The organism is Amycolatopsis sp. N2S4-7 (assembly GCF_058119595.1).
Map to the genome: position 1 here is coordinate 7,108,880 of NZ_CP172299.1, position 18,291 is coordinate 7,127,170.

Genomic DNA, 18,291 nt, shown 5'->3' on the forward strand with positions numbered 1-18,291 from the left:
CTCAGCTGGTCGCCTGCGGGGCGATCATCGGCGCGGCGTCGACCTTGCTGTTGATGACGCCCATCTGCAGCAGCAGGTCGGGCACCCGCTGCAGGCGCCGGGCATCCAGGGTGGAGCCGTAACCGGGCAGCGTGAGCAGCTTGGCCGTGTCTTCGTCGATCTTCGCGTACTTGACCAGCAGCGGTTCGACCTTCGCGCGGTCGTTGATCGCGTCGCTGGTGGCCTTCTTCATCGCGCGCTGGAAGGCCGCGAGGGTCTTCGGGTTCGCCTGCACCCACTTCGTCGCCGCGCCGTAGCCGGTCAGCGGGAAGTCCTGGCTGGCGCCGGTGTTGATGTCGATGACCGGGGTCGCGCCGACGAGCTTCGCCGCCTGCGAGAGCATCGGCTCCGGCATGTAGGCCGCGTCGACCTGGTTGTCCTTGAGCGCCGCCGCCATGTTCGGCAGCGGGATCAGCACCCAGTTGACCTTGCTGAAGTCGACGCCGTGGTCCTTCATGACGGACTTGGTGAGGATGTCCGACGCGGTGTTCTTGGCCGTGATCGCGATCCGCTTGCCGGCGAGGTCCTGGACCGTCTTCACGTTCGAGTTCGGCACCGTGACGATGGCGTTGCTCTTCGCGTTCACGGAGGTGCCGTCCGCGACCAGCTGCACGTCCGCGGCGCCGGTGCTCTTGGCGACGAAGAACGGCGTGTAGGTCGACAGCGCGATGTCCGCCTCGCCGGAGATCGCCTTCGTCATCGACGCTTGACCGCTGTTGGCGACGATCTGCTCGACATCGAGGCCCTCGGCCTTGAAGTAGCCGCCGTCCAGGGCCAGCCAGAACGGCGCGAGGTCCGTGGTCGGCATGATCGAGACCTTGATCTTCGACTTCTCCAGGCCGCCCCCGTTCGACGAGGCGTTCGAGTCGTCCGAGCCGAGGGCGCTGCAGCCGGTGAGGGCTGTCGCGGCAGCGACGGTGAGGGCGAGCCCGAGCGCGGCGCGGCGAGTGCGAACCCGGCCACCGCTCATGGCGTTTCCAAGCAAGGCCTGCTCCTTGAAGAAAGTGACGGTTGGTGAACCGAATCCGATGGAAGTGCGTGACTCATTCTCTGGAGTCACGCGGCCACTGTAGAGAAGGTGACAGGTCGCTCACAACGGGTCGGATCAATACCCGAGAGGGTGGCGCATGTCACTCTTTTGGCCTCTGGTCTAGACCCACTGCTCCACTCGCCGTAGCTGTTCACCCAGCGTAGGGCCCAGTTCCTGATTCGGGGATCTCCAGCTGTGCGTCGACTGAGCGAACGCTGTGCAACATCCAGTGCGTGTTGTCGGGAGGGTTACATCTTCCCCTGCCGTTCGCTACCCTCTGCACCTGCGGGGAGGTATCAACCTCCGATGTAGTGAGAGAGAGTGCCTGGATGGCCGATCAAGACGATTCCCGGTCTACCAGCGCACGCTGTGCTTTTCCTGAGAGATTCTCCCCCGCGGAGACCACTGCCTGGCCGGGCACAACCGCCGCGCCGGTGGGTTAGGCCGAACAACAGACCGATGCAAGACCAGCGCAGGGACCTGACCGTGATGCTCGAGCTGAACCGATTCCGTCCGGCCGGACGGGGTTCAGGAACCCCCAGGGCCGACACCGAAGACGATCTTTTCACTCTTACGGGTACCGTCTCGCGCTGGGCTCCGACCGATCGGCCGGTGCGCCGGAGCGCCAGGAGCGTGCAGACGAGTGGCTGAGGAGAACGCGATGCGCCCTGGCGGGCGCTGGACCGACCAGGGTTTCACGAGCACGAACGATGATGGTGGTGCGGCGGTGCCGAACGAAGACGCCGCGGGGGTAGGAGGGGCCCCTGCGCAGTCGCCCGGAGAGAGTCCGGGCCGGAAGGCCGGGTTGTTCTCCGGCATGCGCGACTGGCGGCTGCGGTCCAAGCTGGCCGCGGTCCTGATCATCCCGACGTTGACCGCGCTGGCGCTGGGGGCGCTGCGCGTGGTCGACGACGCCCGGGAGGCGACGGAGTTCCAGCACACCGCCGACCAGGTCGCGTTCGCCGTCAAGGTGACCACGGTCGTGCACGAGCTGCAGAACGAGCGCTCGCTGGCCGTCGCGCGGATCTCGTCGGGCAACCCGCTCCTGCAGACGGGGCTCGACTCGCAGATCGCCAAGGTCGACCGCGAGGTCACCGACCTGCGCAACGCGGCGAACACCCTCAGCTACGACAACCAGGCGACCAAGGACCGCTACGCCCGCGGTATCCAGCGCCTCGACGCCCTGCGCCCGCTGCGGGCGGCGTTCAACACCGCGAACGGCCTGCCCGACATCACGGTGATGACCGCCTACTCGGGCATCCTCGACTCGCTCATCGAGCTCGGCCGCGAGGTGACCACCGCGGTCACCGACCGGGACGTGCTGCGCCTCGGCACGAGCACGCAGGCGATCAGCGAGGCCAAGGAGTTCACCACCCGCTCCGACGCCGAGCTGCAGATCGCCGCGTTCCGCGGCAACTTCCCGGGCGACCTGCTGGACCAGACGCGCGCGTCGGCCTCCAGCGCGGACGCGTCGGTCGCCTCCTTCCTGGCGAACGCCGACGACGACCAGCGCCAGCTCTACAACGACACCTACTCCGGCCCGGAGGTCGACGACCGCCGCCGGATCCAGACCGCGGCGTTCGCCTTCGCCCAGCAGGGTGATGCCCCGAGCATCGACACGACCGCGCTCGGCAAGGACAGCACCGTGTCGGCCGACAAGCTGCACGCGGTCGAGTCGAACCTGCTGGCCCAGCTCAAGACCCGCGCCGACAACCTCGCCACGGCGGCGGTCAACTCGGCCTGGGTCGGCGGCGGCATCGTGCTCGCCGCGCTGGCCGCCGCGATCGCGCTGATGCTCGTCGTCGCCCGGCTCATGCTGCGCCCGCTGCGGGTGCTGCGGAAGAGCGCGCTGGACGTCGCCTACACCCGGCTGCCGGAAACCGTGCAGGCGATCCTCGACGACCCGGACCCGGTCGGCGCCTCGAAGCGGGCCGTCCAGCCGGTGCCCGTCAACACCCGCGACGAGATCGGCGAGGTCGCGCGGTCGTTCGACATCGTCCACGAGCAGGCCGTCAAGATGGCCGCCGAGCAGGCCCTCCTGCGCGAGAACGTCAACGGCATCTTCGTGAACCTCTCCCGGCGGTCGCAGCGGCTGGTGGAACGCCAGCTCGGCGTCATCGACCGCCTCGAGGCCGACGAGCAGGACCCGGACCACTTGGCCAGCCTGTTCGAGCTCGACCACCTGGCCACCCGGCTGCGGCGCAACGGTGAGTCCCTGCTGGTGCTCTCCGGCGCCGGCCTGGCGAAGTCCGTGCCCAAGCCGGTGCCCGCCGCCGACGTCATCGGCGCCGCGGTGTCCGAGATCGAGCAGTACGCCCGGATCGAGGTCGGCATCGTGCCCGACGTCGCGGTCCAGGGCCTGGCGATCCACGACCTCGTGCACGTCCTCGCCGAGCTGCTCGACAACGCGACCTACTTCTCCGAGCCGGAGACGAAGGTCATCGTGCGGGCCGTGGTGACCCGCCGGAAGGCGCTCGCCATCCAGGTCACCGACCACGGTGTCGGCATGAGCGAGGAGCGGCTGGCCGAGGTCAACGCGCGCCTGGCCGAGCCGCCGGACCTGGACGTGTCGGTGACCCGGCGAATGGGTCTGTACGTGGTTTCGCGGCTGGCCAAGCGCCACGGCATCGAGGTCCGGCTGCGGGAGAACGAGGACATCGAAGGCGGCGTGATCGCCCGGGTCGTCGTCCCGGCCGAGCTGCTGACCCAGCTCCGCCCGGGCATGCAGCGGCAGACGCCGCTGCCGCCGAACCGGTCCGAGACGTCGATGTCGATGCCGAGCATCCCGATCCCGGCCGCGCGCTCGGACTTCGATCAGACTCAGTCGTTCTCGCAGACGCCTCCGCCGCCACCGCCGCCGCCGGCCCCGCCGGCGCACGAGCCGGTGCCGAACCAGGGCGGGCTGGTCCCGCTCGACCAGCCGATCAGCCTGGACGACCTGGTCAGCGGCGGCCGCGCGGCGGGCCCGTTCCTGTCGCCCGACCTCCCGAAGGCGGAGACGCCGGCCTGGCCGACCGCCGAGGACCTGGCGCCGCTGACCCCGTCGGCGAACGGCGAGGGCGCCCGGTCCAGCGCGGGCGACACGCAGTACGCGCCGCTGGTGCTGCCCAAGCGCGAGCCGAAGTTCGTCCCGCCCGAGGAGCCGCCCCCGGCGCCGCCGCCCGCGGAGGACGTCGGCCCGTCGGCTCTCGAAGACGATGTACCCACCCGGCGGCTGCCGATCTACCAGTCGGTGCTGTCACGCTGGTTCAGTGAGGGTGACGACGCGGCTGCCGCCGACCCGGTGCCGCCGCACACCGAGGGTGATGACCCGAACCTGCCGCCGCTCACCGGCTCCGGCGAAGCGGCGCCCGCCGCTCCCGCGGCGCCGGTCGCGGACCGCGTCGAGCAGGCCGACGAGCTGCAGCCGACCGCGGCCACCCGGCACCCGCTGCTCCCGCCCGACGACGGCTGGCACAGCGCCTCCGACGACGGCTGGCAGGCGGCGCAGTCGCTGCTGGAGTCCAAGAACGAGGAGATCACCCCGGCCGGGCTGCCCAAGCGCATCCCGAACGCCTACCTGGTGCCGGGATCGATCAACAGCCCGAGCTCGACGCCCGAGGCGCCGGCGCAGAACAACTTCGCGGACGCGACCGCCGGCATGCCCGGAACGGGTGCGATCACCCGCTCGGCGTCCGCGGCGCGGAGCCGGATGGCAAGCTTCCAGCGTGGCTACACCTCGGGGCGGCACGCCTTGAAGGAACTCCCGGCCGAGGAGAGGCTGGAAGGCAGCGGAGTTCCGGGACGTGGCAACACCACAGACAGCAGTGAGGAGTGAAAGTGACACGGGCGGGTGCAATGCAGCCGGGTGGCGCCGCGCAGCCGAACGGCCAGGCGCAGGCGAAGGCGGGTAATGCCGGCAGCTTCGCTTGGCTGATCACGGATTTCGTGCACCGGGTGCCCGGCGCGGCCCACGCGGTCGTGGTTTCGGCCGACGGCCTGCTCCTGGCGGCCTCACGGGGTCTGCCGAAGGACCGGGCGGACCAGCTGGCCGCGGTGGCGTCGGGGCTGACCAGCCTCGCGCGCGGCGCGGCCAAGGTGTTCGAGGGCGGCACGGTGGCGCAGACCGTGGTCGAGATGGCCAACGGCTTCCTCTTCCTCATGTCGGTTTCCGATGGTTCCTGTCTGGCGGTGCTGGGGTCGCCGGAGAGTGACATCGGCCTGGTCGTCTACGAGATGACCTTGCTGGTGGAACGGGTCGGCCAGCAGCTGACCCCGGAGATGCGGGCGCAACTGCAGGGTGCGGCCGTCCGCCGCTGAGGACCTGGGAACCGAGGAGAGAGCCGTGGACGACGGGCGCTTGAGGGGTGATGGCCGGCTCGGTGACGACTTCTCCGGCGGGTGGTCCGAGCAACCGGACGACGGCCGGGAGGACTGGCAGTCGTTCCGGGAGCGCGTCGACCGCGAGTGGCGGCAGAGGCGCGTGCAGGCCTCCGACAGCGACCCCGTGCGGGAGCCACCGAACTGGCTGACCGACAGCAATGCCGGGCAGGAACCGATCCGGCCGATCCAGGCCGGCAGCAACGAGTACCGCGACCGGCTGCTCGGCGGGCCGGGCGCGGAGCTGTTCGGCGGCGCGAGCGGGCCGCTCTACGACGCGGCGGACTTCGCCGCGTACAGCACCGACCGCGATCGCGACTACTCGTCGGGTCCCGACTCCGGTGAGCTGGCCGCGGCGCTGCCGCGGCAGGCCCACCAGGAGTACGTCGACGAGCCGCCGCCGACCGAGATGGAGACCTCGGGCCTGGTCCGGCCGTACTTCCGGACCCGGGGCCGGACGAAGGCGACCCTCGACCTGGCCATCGAGGCGCTGATCTCGACCAGCGAACAGGGCCGGATGCTCGACCGGGTCCGGGTGCCCGAGCACCGGTCGATCTGCGACCTGTGCCTCGACACCCGGTCGGTGGCCGAGGTGGCCGCGCTGCTGCGGCTGCCGCTCGGCGTGGTGCGGGTGTTGATTGGTGACGTGGCGGGCCTCGGGCTGGTGCTGGTGCACTCCAGCAGCACCACCGTGGGCGACCGCCCGAGTATCGAGTTCATGGAAAGGGTGCTCAGTGGGCTTCGGAGAATTTGACTCCGACGCGAACGCGCCGCAGGTGACGGGTCCGACCTCGTCGGCCAAGATCGTGGTCGCCGGCGGGTTCGGTTCGGGGAAGACAACGTTGGTCGGGGCGATCTCCGAGATCGACCCGCTGACCACCGAGGCCATGATGACCGAGGCGAGCGTCGGACACGACGACACCTCGGCCACGCCCAACAAGACCACCACCACCGTGGCGATGGACTTCGGGCGCATCTCGCTGGACTCGGACCTGGTGCTGTACGTGTTCGGCACCCCCGGTCAGCACCGGTTCTGGTTCATGTGGGACGACCTCGCGGTCGGCGCCATCGGCGCGGTCGTGCTGGTGGACACGCGGCGGCTCGCCGACGCGTTCCCCTCGATCGACTTCTTCGAGAACCGGAAGCTGCCCTACGTCGTGGCGATCAACTGCTTCGACCGGCTCCTGCACCACCAGATCGAGGACGTCCGGCACGCGCTCACCATCGCGCCGTCGGTCCCGATCATGGCGTGTGACGCGCGTGAGCGCGATTCCGCCAAGCAGGTGCTGATCTCGGTCGTCCAGCACGCGATCGCGCACGATTCGGCGCTGCGCGCGGGATAGCCGATGACGCCCCGAACCGGATGCGGCCGTTGGAGTGAACTCCGCGTGCTTCACCCACTTCGGGGAGTGTTGCCGCCGTCCGGAGGGAAAACCGGTGACTGCGGCGGGTCGGCGCCCAAGGCGGCGTCGCTCGCCCGGCGCGCCGGCACCGTGGTTGACCTGCGCGGGCACCCCGTCGCCCGCGGTCACGGCCGACGTCGCGGAGTGTGCACCGGGCGCGCCGCCCGGACCGGCCCGGCGCGGATCGCGTCCGCGTGGACACGTAGGGTGCGCACCGGCCGGCCGGTGGCGGACTCGACACCACCGGCGGTGCGAATACGCTTTACCGTGGCGTCGTCGACCGGCCGTGCCGGCCACTCCGGTGTGCGGCGCGCGACGCCGCACGAGCAAGGAGGGGCAGTGGTGACGGCTTCCGGCCAGCAGCAGGGCACGTTCGGCTGGCTCATCACGGACTTCGTGCGCCGGGTACCCGGCGCCGCGCACGCCGTTCTGGTGTCCGCCGACGGGCTGCTCCTGGCGCCGTCGGAAGGGCTGCCGCAGGAACGCGCGGAGCAGCTGTCCGCGGTCGCGTCCGGGCTGATCAGCCTGACGGCGGGCGCCGCGCGCTGCTTCGAAGCGGGCGGCGTCAACCAGACCGTGGTGGAGATGGAGCGCGGCTACTTGTTCTTGATGTCCGTTTCGGACGGTTCGTCGCTGGCGGTGCTGGCCGCGCCGACGTGCGACATCGGCACGGTCGCCTACGAGATGACCCTGCTCGTCGAGCGGGTCGGCCAGCAGATCACCCCCGAGCTGCGCGCCCAGCTCCAGGGCGGCGTGCGTGGGTAGGACACGATGAGGATTTCGGGATTCGACGATCCGGACTCCAGCGGCTGGGACGCGCTGCACCGCGGCACCGAGCGCGAGGGTTTCGATTCGCCCAGCAAGTTCGACATGTCGACGCTGTCGATGATCATGCCCAAGCGCCGCCCGGCGCGGCCGAAGCCGGACCCGCAGGGCTACACCGACGAGGACACCCGGGAGTGGGGTTCTTCGGCCGCCGAGCCGGAGGACGACGGCTACGACGACGACGGTTACGACCCCGTCGAGCCGGAGTGGCAGGACGAGGAGACGTACGAGCCGGAGCCCCCGCCGCTGGAGCCGGCCTGGACGCCGCCCCGCGGCGCGCGTCCGCCGCGGCCCCCGGCCCCGCCCCGGCCCCCGGCACCCCACGCGCCGCGGCCGCCCGCGCCCCGGCCACCGGTGTCCAGACCCCAGGCGGCGCCCCCGCCCGCGTGGGCTCCGCCGACCGACTGGACCCCGCCGCCGGACCCGGAGACCCGCTGGATCCCCCAGCCGGAACCGTGGGAGGAACCGGCCTGGAACGAACCGGCCCGGGTCGCGAGCCCGGCGCCCGTCGCTTCGGTGGGCTCTCGCGTCCGCCCGTACACGCGGACCGGCGGCCGCACGCGGTCCGACCACAACCTGGCGCTGGAGGCCCTGGTCTCGACGTCCGACGACGGACGCCGGTACCGCGGGGTCCGCTCGGTCGAGCACCGGCGGATCTGCGACCTGTGCCTGGACACCCGTTCGGTCGCGGAGATCGCCGCGCACCTGCACCTGCCGCTGGGCGTGGTGAAGGTGCTGGTCGGCGACATGGCCGACATCGGGCTGGTGCTGATCCACCAGACGGAGCTGATCCTCGGGGACCGCTCGTCCCGCGAGTTCATGGAACGCGTCCTGGCTGGCCTGCGCGCGCTCTAGTCTTCGACGATGGCCGCGGACGTGATGCGGTGCAGGGAGTACCGCTCGTTGTTCTCCCCTTCGAGCACCCCGCCGCCGACGCGCACCGGGCGCACCACGCGCTGGCTCGCCGTCCCGCGTGAATCCACGAAGCCGATCCACACCTCGCGCCGCTCCAGCGTCGCCCGTGACAGCAGCTCCAGCGTCGCCGACGTGTCCGCGCCGCCGCCCGTCGGCGCCCGGACCGCCGACCCGCGCCGTCGTGCCGAAGCCGCGTCTCCCGCCCGCAGGTTCGACACGATCCGCTCCGCCTGGTCCGGCGTCAGCACCGCCTGCTCGCCCGGGCCGCGCCGGGCCGCCCGCGCCTTCGCCGGCAGCCGGCGTCCGCCCGGGCGGATGTCGACCACCCGGCCGTCGGGGCCCTCCGCCGCCGGGGCGAACCCGGCGCCGCGCAGGCCGGTCAGCACCTCGTGCAGCGGGTCCGGGCTGATCACGACGGTCGGTGCGATCAGCCGCAGGTCGTGCTCCGCCGCGATCGGGTGGGCCAGCACCTCGGCCAGCAGCGCCTCGTCGTCGCACCGCAGGAACGACGCCGCGACGCCGCCGCGCAGCCGCCCGTGCCGCCGGGCGACGTCGTCGATCAGGTAGCTCAGCCCCTGCGGGACCGGGGTCGCGGACTTGGCGCGGAACAGCGCGTGCAGCTCGTCGGCCGTGCGCCCGGTGTCCAGCGCCCGCCGCACCGAGCCCTCGGTGATCCGGTAGACCGTCGCGTGCCCGGCCGACTCGACGTCGGCGACCGCGGCCATCTCCGTCGCCAGCTCCGGCTCCAGCGGTCCCGGGGCGACGACCGTCAGGTCGGCCTGCAGCAGCACGTGGTCGACCGGCGCGGGCAGCGCGTCCAGGATCGCCTCGACCGCGCCCGGCCGGTCTTCGGCGAGCAGCGCCCGCGTCGCCGTCGTGAGACCGCCGAGCCCGACGATCCCGAGCGCGCTCGCCTCGGCCATCGTCCAGCGGACGGTCTCGTCCCGCAGCCGTCCGCCGCGTCGCGGGGCCCGCCAGGCCAGCACCGCGACGAGCTCGTCGACGCTCTTCACACCGGCGCCCTCGGGCAGGTCGGCCAGCGCGGACAGGACCCGGCGGCGCGCGACCGGCGCCAGCGGGCGGCGCAGGTCCTCCGACAGCGGCGCGATCGGCTTGTCCTTGGCGTCGCGGCCGCCGGCCAGCCCCGGCAGCCGCGGCAGTTCCAGCCACGCCTGCGCGAGCGTCATCCACCGCTGTGCGGTCGGCGACGCGAGCCACGTGTCGGTCAGCGTCGTCGGCACCCATTCGGGCACGGTCGTCTCGCTGTCGGCGACCAGCCCGGCGCCGACGGCCAGCTCGGCGAGCAGGGTCGCCTGCGTCTCGTCGATCTCCAGGTCCTTGGCCAGCTTCTTCAGCTCGCGCACGCCGAGGCCGCCCGACTTGAGCACCGGCGGGGGCGCCGCCGACCACGCGCGCAGCAGGGATTCGGTGTGGCGCAGGAACTCCATCGCCTCGCCGGCCGCCGCCTTGTCCAAAGCGGACGTCTGGTGCGGGTGCACCGGCAGCTCCGGCTCGGTGAGCGCGCCTGGCGCGAAGACCCCGCCGCGCACGGCGATGCCGAGCTCGCGCGGCAGCTCGACGGTCTGGTCGTCGCGCCGCAGCAGCAGCCCGCGGGCCAGCAGCTTCTGCACCGGCGTCTCGGCCTTCTCGAGCGTGAGGTCCAGGCCGGCGTCGCGGGTGCGGCCGATCGGCGGGCCGGCGGCGAGGGCGTTCAGGACGCCGCGTTCGTCGTCCGGCAGCTCCGCCAGCCGTGCCTCGAGGTCCTCGCCGGCGAGCGATGGCGACGACGCGCCGAGCCCGGCCGGGAACGGCCCGAGCGCCTCCCGCGCCGCGGGCGGCACGCGCACCGCGTCGTCCGGGCCCCAGGCCAGCGCCCGCGCGCGCAGCCGGGTCAGCGGCGCCGTGACGTCGGCGCCGACCAGCTTCGCGACGTCTTCGACCGGTACGGGGTCCCGGTCCGCGCCCGCGAGCAGGCACGCTTCGAGCACGGCCAGGGTGAAGGTGTCCAGGTCTTCGCAGGCGCGCGCGACCGAGCCCGGCGTGCCGGCCCGGGTGGCCAGCACCGTGCTGTCGGAGGGCGGGGGCGTCGACAGGTCGCGCCGCGTGCGGAGCAACTCTGCGAGTGCGGCGTCGGACTCCGCGCGCAGCCAGTCCGCCAAGGAGGTCGCGGGCATAGAAGACCAGGATACCGGGTGGTTGCGACGGCCTGCCCGGGCTGAGGCAGACTGTCCTTCCGAAGGCTTTCGGGGGTTCCGGGTGGCGGAGCCCCCGGCCCGGGGCGAAGCCCCGGATGTGACAGCACCGATAACGGCTGTGGAGGACGTTGTGGCCAAGGGTGAGAAGAAGCACAAGGGCATCGACCCGACCTGGCCGGGCGAGGACGGCGAGCACCCCGTGACCGAGCTCGCCTCCGACCGCCAGGGCGCGCTGTCGCCGTTCGGCGACGTCACGTTCCCGCTCGACACCGTGCCGTACGTGCACCCGGAGACCGAGATCAACCGCTGACAGCATTGTTAGAGCCTTATTCAGACGTCGCCCGGCGCGAAGCCGCGGTACCGCGCTCGCGGTGCGTCGCGTAGCGCCGGTCTGATCCGAATAAGACTCTACTGGTCAGTACCGGTCTCGGCCCCTCGTGAGGGCGGTCACGGGAGTAGGTTTCCACCCGTCCCAGCCCACCTTTCCCATGCGGGGGTAGTGCCATGCCGGTTCCCGGTCCCGGGTATTCGATCACCGTCCGGGTCGAGGCCCCGGCCTCGTCCACCGCGGCCGGTGACCTGACCACCGCCGTCGGCCGGGTCGGCGGTGTGCTGACCGCGTTCGACGTCGTCGAGTCCCACTCCGACTCGATCGTGGTCGACATCAGCGCCAACGCGCTGTCGGAGAACCACGCGAACGACATCACGCAGACGCTCGACTCGCTGCCGGGCGTCAAGGTCCGCAAGGTCTCCGACCGGACGTTCCTGATCCACCTCGGCGGCAAGATCGAGGTCACGCCCAAGGTTGCGCTCCGCAACCGTGACGACCTCTCCCGCGCCTACACCCCCGGTGTCGCCCGCGTCTGCCAGGCGATCGCCGCGAACCCCGAGGACGCGCGCCGGCTGACCATCAAGCGCAACACGGTCGCCGTCGTCACCGACGGTTCCGCCGTGCTCGGCCTCGGCAACATCGGCCCGGCCGCCGCGCTGCCGGTGATGGAGGGCAAGGCAGCCCTGTTCAAGAAGTTCGCCGACGTCGACGCCTGGCCGGTCTGCCTGGACACCCAGGACACCGAGGAGATCATCAAGATCGTCAAGGCGATCGCGCCGGTGTACGCCGGGATCAACCTCGAGGACATCGCCGCGCCGCGCTGCTTCGAGATCGAGAAGCGCCTGCGCGACCAGCTGGACATCCCGGTCTTCCACGACGACCAGCACGGCACCGCGATCGTGGTCGTGGCCGCGCTGCGCAACGCCCTGCGCGTGGTCAAGAAGAACATCGAGGACTGCAAGATCGTGGTCAGCGGCGTCGGCGCGGCCGGCTCGGCGATCATCCGGCTGCTGCTGCGCAAGAACCCGGGTGACATCGTCGCCGCGGACATCGACGGCATCGTCCACTCCGCGCGCGGCAACCTCGACGACAACCTGGCCTGGATCGCTTCGCACACCAACAAGGAGCAGGTCAGCGGCACCCTGCACGAGGCGCTCGTCGGCGCGGACGTCTTCATCGGCGTCTCGGCGCCCAACCTCTTCGGCGCCGAGCAGGTGGCGACGATGAAGCCCGACGCCGTCGTCTTCGCGCTGGCGAACCCGGACCCGGAGATCGACCCGCTGGAGGCGCAGCAGCACGCCGCCGTCGTCGCGACCGGTCGCAGCGACTTCCCGAACCAGATCAACAACGTCCTGGCGTTCCCGGGCGTCTTCCGCGGTCTCCTCGACGCGCACGCGCACAACATCGACGACAACATGCTGCTCGCGGCCGCCGACGCGATCGCCGACGTCGTCGACAACGGCAAGCTCAACGCGTCGTTCATCGTGCCGAGCGTGTTCGACAGCGCGGTGGCGCCCGCGGTCGCCGAGGCCGTCCGGAAGGCCGTGCGCGCGGAGCAGGGCTGAGTCGGCGTTTCGGAGGACCCCGGATCCGTCTTCGGGCGGACGACCGGGGCCCTCCGCACCCCTAGGCTCGAGTTCGGACTCGCTAGGGGGAAGCCGATGCGAAAGAGCTTGCTGGTCGCCGTGGTGGCGGCCGTGACCGTGACCGTGGCGCCGGGGGTGGCTTCGGCTGCGCCGGGTTCGCTGCGGTGGGGCGCGTGCCCCGCGGACGTCACCGCGCCGGGCCTCGAGTGTTCGACGCTCGACGTCCCGCTGGACTACCGCCAACCGGGCGGGGCGCGGATCCAGGTCGCGATCTCGCGCCTGAAGAGCACGAACCCGGCGCAGCGCCGGGGCGTGCTGCTGACCAACCCGGGCGGCCCCGGCGGCCCGGGCCTGGACCTGCCGGCGGTGCTGGCGCAGATCGGGCTGCCGCGGAGCGTGCTGGACGCCTACGACGTCATCGGGTTCGACCCGCGCGGCGTCGGCCACAGCGCGCCGGTGACGTGCGACCTCACGCCGGAGCAGCTGCGGAGCAACGTCCCGCCGTACGCGCGCGACGCGGCCGACGTCACCGCGCAGGCGAAGTACGCGAAGGGGATCGCGCAGCAGTGCGGCGCCTCGCGGACGGCGTCGATGCTGCCGTACGTCACCACCGCGAACACCGCCCGTGACATGGACCGGATCCGGGCGGCGCTGGGCGAACCGAGGCTGTCGTACTACGGCATCTCGTACGGGACCTACCTCGGCGCGGTGTACACGACGCTGTTCCCGCAGCGCAGCGACCGGATCCTGCTCGACAGCAACATCGGGCCCAGCGGCTTGGACGTGACCGGCTCGCGGATGTTCGCCCAGGGTTTCGATGACCGCTTCCCGGACTTCGCCGCCTTCGCGGCGGCCCACCCGGAGTACGGCCTCGGCACGACGCCGGCGCAGGTCAGGGCGAAGTACTTCGACCTCGCCCGGCGGCTGGACGCGAAGCCGAGCCCGGAGGGCATCGACGGCAAGCTGTTCCGCCACCTCACGTTCGGCATGTTCTATTACGACGCGGCCCTGCCGTACCTCGCCTCGGCGTGGCACGCACTCGACACGGGGCAGCCGGTCTCACCGCCGCCTGGCGGGGCCGTTCCGGACCCGGGCAACCTGCTGTCGAGCCAGCTGTACGTCGTCTGCGGCGACTCCGACTGGCCGGAGTCGGTCGGGACGTACCAGCGGAACGTCGCGATCGACCGGCTCCGCCACCCGATGTTCGGCCCGGCGGCGGCGAACGTCTGGCCGTGCGCGTTCTGGCCGTCCGAGCCGGCGGAACCGCCGGTCCGCATCGGCGACCGCGGCCCGTCGGACGTCCTGATGGTCCAGAACCTCCGCGACCCGGCGACGCCGCTGGCGGGGGCCCGGAAGCTGCGGCAGGCGTTCGGCGACCGGGCCCGCATGGTGACGGCCGACCAGGGCGGCCACGGCACCTACCTGTTCGGCGGCAACCAGTGCGCGAACAACGCGGCGACGGCGTTCCTGACGTCGGGCGTCCGTCCGCAGCGTGACCAGGCGTGCGCGGCGGAACCGTCGCGGCCGGTGCCCGCGGTGCGGCTGCCCGGAAGTAGCCTCGCCATGTGAGTGAACTCAGCCACGTCGACGAGACCGGCGCCGCCCGGATGGTCGACGTCTCCGGCAAGACCGCCACCGCGCGCACCGCGCTGGCGGCGGGGACCGTGCGGACCACCGCCGAGGTGCTCCGGCTGCTGGCCACCGACGGCCTCCCCAAGGGCGACGCGCTCGCCACCGCGCGCATCGCCGGGATCATGGGCGCCAAGCGCGTGCCCGAGCTGATCCCGCTGTGCCACCAGATCGCGCTGTCCGGGGTCAAGGTGGAGTTCGAGCTGGGCGAGGCCGAGGTCCGGATCCGCGCGACGGCGAAGACCACCGACGTCACCGGCGTCGAGATGGAGGCCCTGACGGCCGTGGCGGTCGCCGGGCTGACCGTGCACGACATGATCAAGGCCGTCGACCCGGCGGCGACGCTGGACGAGGTCCGCCTGCTCCGCAAGGACGGCGGCAAGACCGGAACCTGGGAGCGGCCGTGAAGCGCACCGCGCGCGTGATCGTGGCGTCCAACCGCGCCGCGAAGGGCGTCTACGAGGACAAGACCGGCCCGGTGATCGTCGCCTGGCTGGCGGATCGCGGGTACGACGTGCCGGCACCGGTCGTCGTCGAGGACGGCGACCCCGTGGGCGTCGCGCTGCGGGCCGCGCTGGCCGACGGCGTCGCCGTGGTGCTCACCACGGGCGGCACCGGCATCTCGCCGACCGACCGCACCCCCGACGTCACCCGCGGAGTGCTGGACCACGAGCTGCCGGGCGTCGCGGACGCGATCCGCGCGGCCGGGCTGCCCCAGGTGCCCACGGCCGTGCTCTCGCGCGGTGTGGCGGGCGTGGCGGGCCGGACGCTGGTCGTGAACCTCCCGGGGTCCAGCGGCGGCGTGAAGGACGGTCTGGGCGTCCTGGACGGCATCCTGGCCCACGCGGTCGACCAGCTGGCCGGCGGCGACCACCCGCGTCCGGTGGCTTCGGGGCCGGCCGTCCGCGTGGCGCGGGCGCTGGTGACCGAGGACGTCCTGTCGGTCGAGGAGCACGCGCGGCTCGTGGAGGACGACGCGGCGGGCGCGGTGGTGACGTTCGCCGGGGTCGTCCGCGACCACGACGGCGGCAAGGGCGTCCGCGACCTGACGTACGAGGGCCATCCGAGCGCGGGCCAGGTGATCGAGGACGTGGTCGCGGACCTGGCTTCGCGCTGGGCCGGCGTCCGCGCCGTGGCGGTGAGCCACCGCGTCGGGCCCCTGACGATCGGTGACGTCGCGTTGGCGTGCGCCGTGGCGGCGGAGCACCGCGGTCAGGCGTTTTCGGCGTGCTCGGAGCTCGTGGACGAGGTCAAGGCGCGGCTGCCGGTCTGGAAGCACCAGCACTTCACCGACGGCACGGACGAGTGGGTCAACTCGCCCTGATCCGGAACACCGCGACCCGCTCGGCGGCCGCGGCGAACTCGTCGGCGTCGGCGCTCGTGACGAGGCCCAGCTTGACGAACATCGGCACCCCGTGCGGCACTTCGCGCGGAAAAGCGCGCATGACCTGCGTGCGGATCCCCGGATCGGTGACTTCTTCGAGCCGGACGGCCTGCTTCTTGCGCCCGTAGGCGAGCTCGCCCCGCCCGGCAGCGCGGACGTTGCGCGCCCAGTCACCCTGGGGCACCCCGGCGATGACGTACCGCCGGCCGTCGACGGTCAGCGGCGAGACGGGCGTGGGCCGCGGCGCCCCCGAGCGGCGGCCGGGCACGGTCAGGACGTGGATGGTGCCCAGGGGCAGGCCCAGGCGCGTCAGCAGGCGGACGAGCCGGTTGGCGGGTCGGAGCCAGCGAGGTAGGGCTTGAGCGGTCGTCACGGCGGTAATCCTTTCGACGATCGAAGGAGTTGCTCGCCAAGGTAGACTCTTTCGAGTGTCGAAGCAATCGCTGGTCACAGAGGCAACCCACGCGGCATCCGCGTTCGGCGCGGCGAACGACCTGGTGGACGAAGCCGCGGCGGCGGCCTTCGGGGTGAACCGCACGGACCTGCGGATCATCGCCCTGGTGGCGGCCGCAGGCACGCTGACGGCGGGCCACCTGGCCGCGGAGGCCCAGCTCAGCCCGGCAGCAACGACAACGGCGATCCAGCGCCTGATGCGCGCGGGTCATTTGACGCGCCGAACGGACGCGGAAGACCGCCGTAGGGCGGTGGTGGAGCTGACCCCGAGGGCGGCTGAGCTGCTGGAGCGGACGTACGGGCCGATCGAGCGAGCGGGCCGGGCGCTGCTGGAGGATTACTCAGCCGAGCAGCTGGCGCTGGTGATCGAGGTGCTGAGGAGAGGGGAGCAGATGCAGCTCCAGGAGGCGGCCCGGATCCGGGGCTCGGGTGTGGCTTGAGAAGCCGCCTGGCCGCCAGCGCAGCGCGCGCTGCTTTTCGCGGCCGCTAGGCCGCGCAAAGGCGGCCCATCCGTCGCAGACCGCCGCCGTGCTCATGAACCCGAGCTTGGCAGAACCGCGGCACGGGCGCCAACGCACACAGCCCTCCACCGCCCGGGGGATCGGCGGTGGAGGGCTTGTGCGTCACGGCTCGAGGCCGGACCTACGCATCACTGCGCGATCGTCACTTGGTGGCGATCTTCTGGCCGACGAGGATCAGGTCCGCGTTCGGGATGTACTTCGCGTTCAGGTCCTGCAGCTTCTTGTAGCCGCCCTCGACCTTGAACTGGCTGGCGATCTTGGACAGGGTGTCGCCCGCCACGACGGTGTAGTCACCGGCCGGGTTCGAGCTGCTGACACCGGTCGCCGCCGCCGCCGGAGCCGCCGCCTGCTTGGGGGCGGTCGTGCTCTTCTTCGGCGTCACCTTCTTGGGGCTGTTGGTCTTGGCCGTGGCCTTGGGGGCCGACGAGCCGCCGGCCTTCTTGCCACAGACCGGCCACGCGCCGATGCCCTGACCCTGCAGGACGCGCTCGGCCACGGCGATCTGCTCGTCGCGCGAAGCGTTCTGCGCGCTGCCGGAACCGCCGTAGGCCTTCCAGGTGCTCTGCGTGAACTGCAGGCCGCCGTAGTAGCCGTTGCCGGTGTTGATGCTCCAGTTGCCGCCGCTCTCGCACTGCGCGATCGCGTCCCAGTTGGTCGCCGACGCGGGGGTCGCGGCGATCGCGAGGGGAGCGCCGACCGCAATGCCCGCGATGGCGACGCGAGCGACGGTGCGGGTGGCAGCGGACATCTTGCGGTGCTTGCCTCGGTAAGACATCTGAATGCTTCTCACGTTTCCCTGCGCCTACGAGCCTGTGCTGAGGGTCAGGATCGGGGTCCTGGCGCCGGCCGTCTCAGACCGGCAGACGAGTCCGACGCACGGCGCGTCTTCGTCGTCCCCTCGTCCCTGTCCGGAAATGCTTTCGCTCGGGGTATGGGTCCGGGGATCCGTCGGACAGGGCTAGGCGCTACGGATTCCCGGTCTTGCTGGTTGGTCGGGGCCAACCGAAAAGCGACGGTACGTAACGAGAGCCGTGATCGGAAATTATTCGGGGCGTGACCTACGTCACAGTAACAGCACGCAACCCCGGTCGATGCGGTTGTTTTCGCAGGTCAGAGGGCCGTTATCTGGCCGTTTCCTTGCCGAGATAAAACACGGATCGTGAGGCTTGCATCACGTGTTTTGCGTGGCGAATGGGCCATTCGCGACGCCCTGGTGACGATTGAAGCGCGCATCTTATGACTCCTCACGGGAGTACGCCAGACTTGACAACCTAGCCCCATGTGCCCCTTGAGTCACAACAGCCCCACCTGTTCGAGGGGTTTGCGCTCACGGCCGGGGCCGCCCTGGTCGGTGATGCAGGTCTCCTGGGGCGACGCACCGCGACCGACCAGGCGAAACGGGTCACTGGATGGCGTGGTGGCCGGTCGCGTCCAGCCTGCCGCGAACGGCCGGATCCGGTGACGCGCCACGCCGAGCCCCCGAACCACCGTCGACGAGCGGTCGGCTCCCGTACCCGAACGGTCGGCCCGCGTACGGGAGAGACGAACTCGCGTACCTGGACGGACGGCTCACGTACTCAGCCGGACGGCTCACGTACCTGGGCGGACGACTCGCGTACCT

The 18,291-nt window shown here is 71.7% G+C and carries 16 protein-coding genes; 12 read left to right on the forward strand and 4 right to left on the reverse strand.

What is annotated here, in order from left to right:
• Position 1 precedes the first annotated feature (1 nt).
• Positions 2 to 1,009 (reverse strand): ABC transporter substrate-binding protein, encoded by a 1,008-nt coding sequence (locus ACH54P_RS33715; RefSeq protein WP_489916782.1) that lies wholly within the window; start codon positions 1,007 to 1,009, stop codon positions 2 to 4.
• 721 nt (positions 1,010 to 1,730) lie between these two features.
• Between ACH54P_RS33715 and ACH54P_RS33720 the strand changes: the two genes are divergently transcribed.
• The 6 genes from ACH54P_RS33720 (at position 1,731) to ACH54P_RS33745 (ending at position 8,511) form a co-directional block, all read left to right on the forward strand.
• On the forward strand, positions 1,731 to 4,886 hold the full coding sequence (locus ACH54P_RS33720; RefSeq protein WP_489907342.1) for a sensor histidine kinase: 3,156 nt from the start codon (positions 1,731 to 1,733) through the stop codon (positions 4,884 to 4,886).
• A 20-nt stretch (positions 4,887 to 4,906) separates the two neighbouring features.
• Complete coding sequence (locus tag ACH54P_RS33725; protein ID WP_489916783.1) at positions 4,907 to 5,368, forward strand: roadblock/LC7 domain-containing protein; 462 nt, start codon at positions 4,907 to 4,909, stop codon at positions 5,366 to 5,368.
• A 25-nt stretch (positions 5,369 to 5,393) separates the two neighbouring features.
• Positions 5,394 to 6,182, forward strand: a complete 789-nt coding sequence (locus tag ACH54P_RS33730; protein WP_489907343.1) for a DUF742 domain-containing protein — start codon at positions 5,394 to 5,396, stop codon at positions 6,180 to 6,182.
• Positions 6,163 to 6,771 (forward strand): GTP-binding protein, encoded by a 609-nt coding sequence (locus ACH54P_RS33735; protein WP_086861435.1) that lies wholly within the window; start codon positions 6,163 to 6,165, stop codon positions 6,769 to 6,771. The genes ACH54P_RS33730 and ACH54P_RS33735 overlap by 20 nt, the downstream gene beginning before the upstream one ends.
• 402 nt (positions 6,772 to 7,173) lie before the next feature.
• A complete protein-coding gene (locus ACH54P_RS33740) occupies positions 7,174 to 7,596 on the forward strand; it encodes a roadblock/LC7 domain-containing protein (protein WP_489916785.1) in 423 nt (140 codons plus the stop codon).
• A gap of 6 nt (positions 7,597 to 7,602) precedes the next feature.
• Positions 7,603 to 8,511, forward strand: a complete 909-nt coding sequence (locus ACH54P_RS33745; RefSeq protein ID WP_489907344.1) for a DUF742 domain-containing protein — start codon at positions 7,603 to 7,605, stop codon at positions 8,509 to 8,511.
• Here the strand turns inward: ACH54P_RS33745 and ACH54P_RS33750 are convergent.
• Complete coding sequence (locus ACH54P_RS33750; RefSeq protein WP_489907345.1) at positions 8,508 to 10,745, reverse strand: helicase-associated domain-containing protein; 2,238 nt, start codon at positions 10,743 to 10,745, stop codon at positions 8,508 to 8,510. The genes ACH54P_RS33745 and ACH54P_RS33750 overlap by 4 nt on opposite strands.
• 151 nt (positions 10,746 to 10,896) lie before the next feature.
• Here ACH54P_RS33750 and ACH54P_RS33755 point away from each other — a divergent pair, with 151 nt between their 5' ends.
• From ACH54P_RS33755 to ACH54P_RS33775, 5 genes are all read left to right on the forward strand, one after another.
• Positions 10,897 to 11,076, forward strand: coding sequence for a hypothetical protein (locus tag ACH54P_RS33755; RefSeq protein WP_043776346.1), 180 nt, complete (start codon positions 10,897 to 10,899; stop codon positions 11,074 to 11,076).
• 194 nt (positions 11,077 to 11,270) lie between these two features.
• Positions 11,271 to 12,662, forward strand: coding sequence for an NAD-dependent malic enzyme (locus ACH54P_RS33760; protein ID WP_489907346.1), 1,392 nt, complete (start codon positions 11,271 to 11,273; stop codon positions 12,660 to 12,662).
• Positions 12,663 to 12,758: 96 nt separating this feature from the next.
• A complete protein-coding gene (locus ACH54P_RS33765) occupies positions 12,759 to 14,252 on the forward strand; it encodes an alpha/beta hydrolase (protein ID WP_489907347.1) in 1,494 nt (497 codons plus the stop codon).
• Positions 14,249 to 14,719 (forward strand): cyclic pyranopterin monophosphate synthase MoaC, encoded by a 471-nt coding sequence (moaC, locus tag ACH54P_RS33770; RefSeq protein WP_489907348.1) that lies wholly within the window; start codon positions 14,249 to 14,251, stop codon positions 14,717 to 14,719. Before ACH54P_RS33765 ends, moaC begins: the two co-directional genes overlap by 4 nt.
• Complete coding sequence (locus ACH54P_RS33775) at positions 14,716 to 15,636, forward strand: molybdenum cofactor biosynthesis protein MoaE (RefSeq protein WP_489907349.1); 921 nt, start codon at positions 14,716 to 14,718, stop codon at positions 15,634 to 15,636. Before moaC ends, ACH54P_RS33775 begins: the two co-directional genes overlap by 4 nt.
• Here ACH54P_RS33775 and ACH54P_RS33780 read toward each other — a convergent pair.
• On the reverse strand, positions 15,623 to 16,069 hold the full coding sequence (locus tag ACH54P_RS33780) for a nitroreductase/quinone reductase family protein (RefSeq protein WP_489907350.1): 447 nt from the start codon (positions 16,067 to 16,069) through the stop codon (positions 15,623 to 15,625). The genes ACH54P_RS33775 and ACH54P_RS33780 overlap by 14 nt on opposite strands.
• Positions 16,070 to 16,124: 55 nt before the next feature.
• Between ACH54P_RS33780 and ACH54P_RS33785 the strand changes: the two genes are divergently transcribed.
• A complete protein-coding gene (locus tag ACH54P_RS33785) occupies positions 16,125 to 16,589 on the forward strand; it encodes a MarR family winged helix-turn-helix transcriptional regulator (protein WP_489907351.1) in 465 nt (154 codons plus the stop codon).
• Positions 16,590 to 16,812: 223 nt separating this feature from the next.
• Here the strand turns inward: ACH54P_RS33785 and ACH54P_RS33790 are convergent, their stop codons facing one another.
• Positions 16,813 to 17,445, reverse strand: coding sequence for a transglycosylase family protein (locus ACH54P_RS33790; protein ID WP_489907352.1), 633 nt, complete (start codon positions 17,443 to 17,445; stop codon positions 16,813 to 16,815).
• Positions 17,446 to 18,291 lie beyond the last annotated feature (846 nt).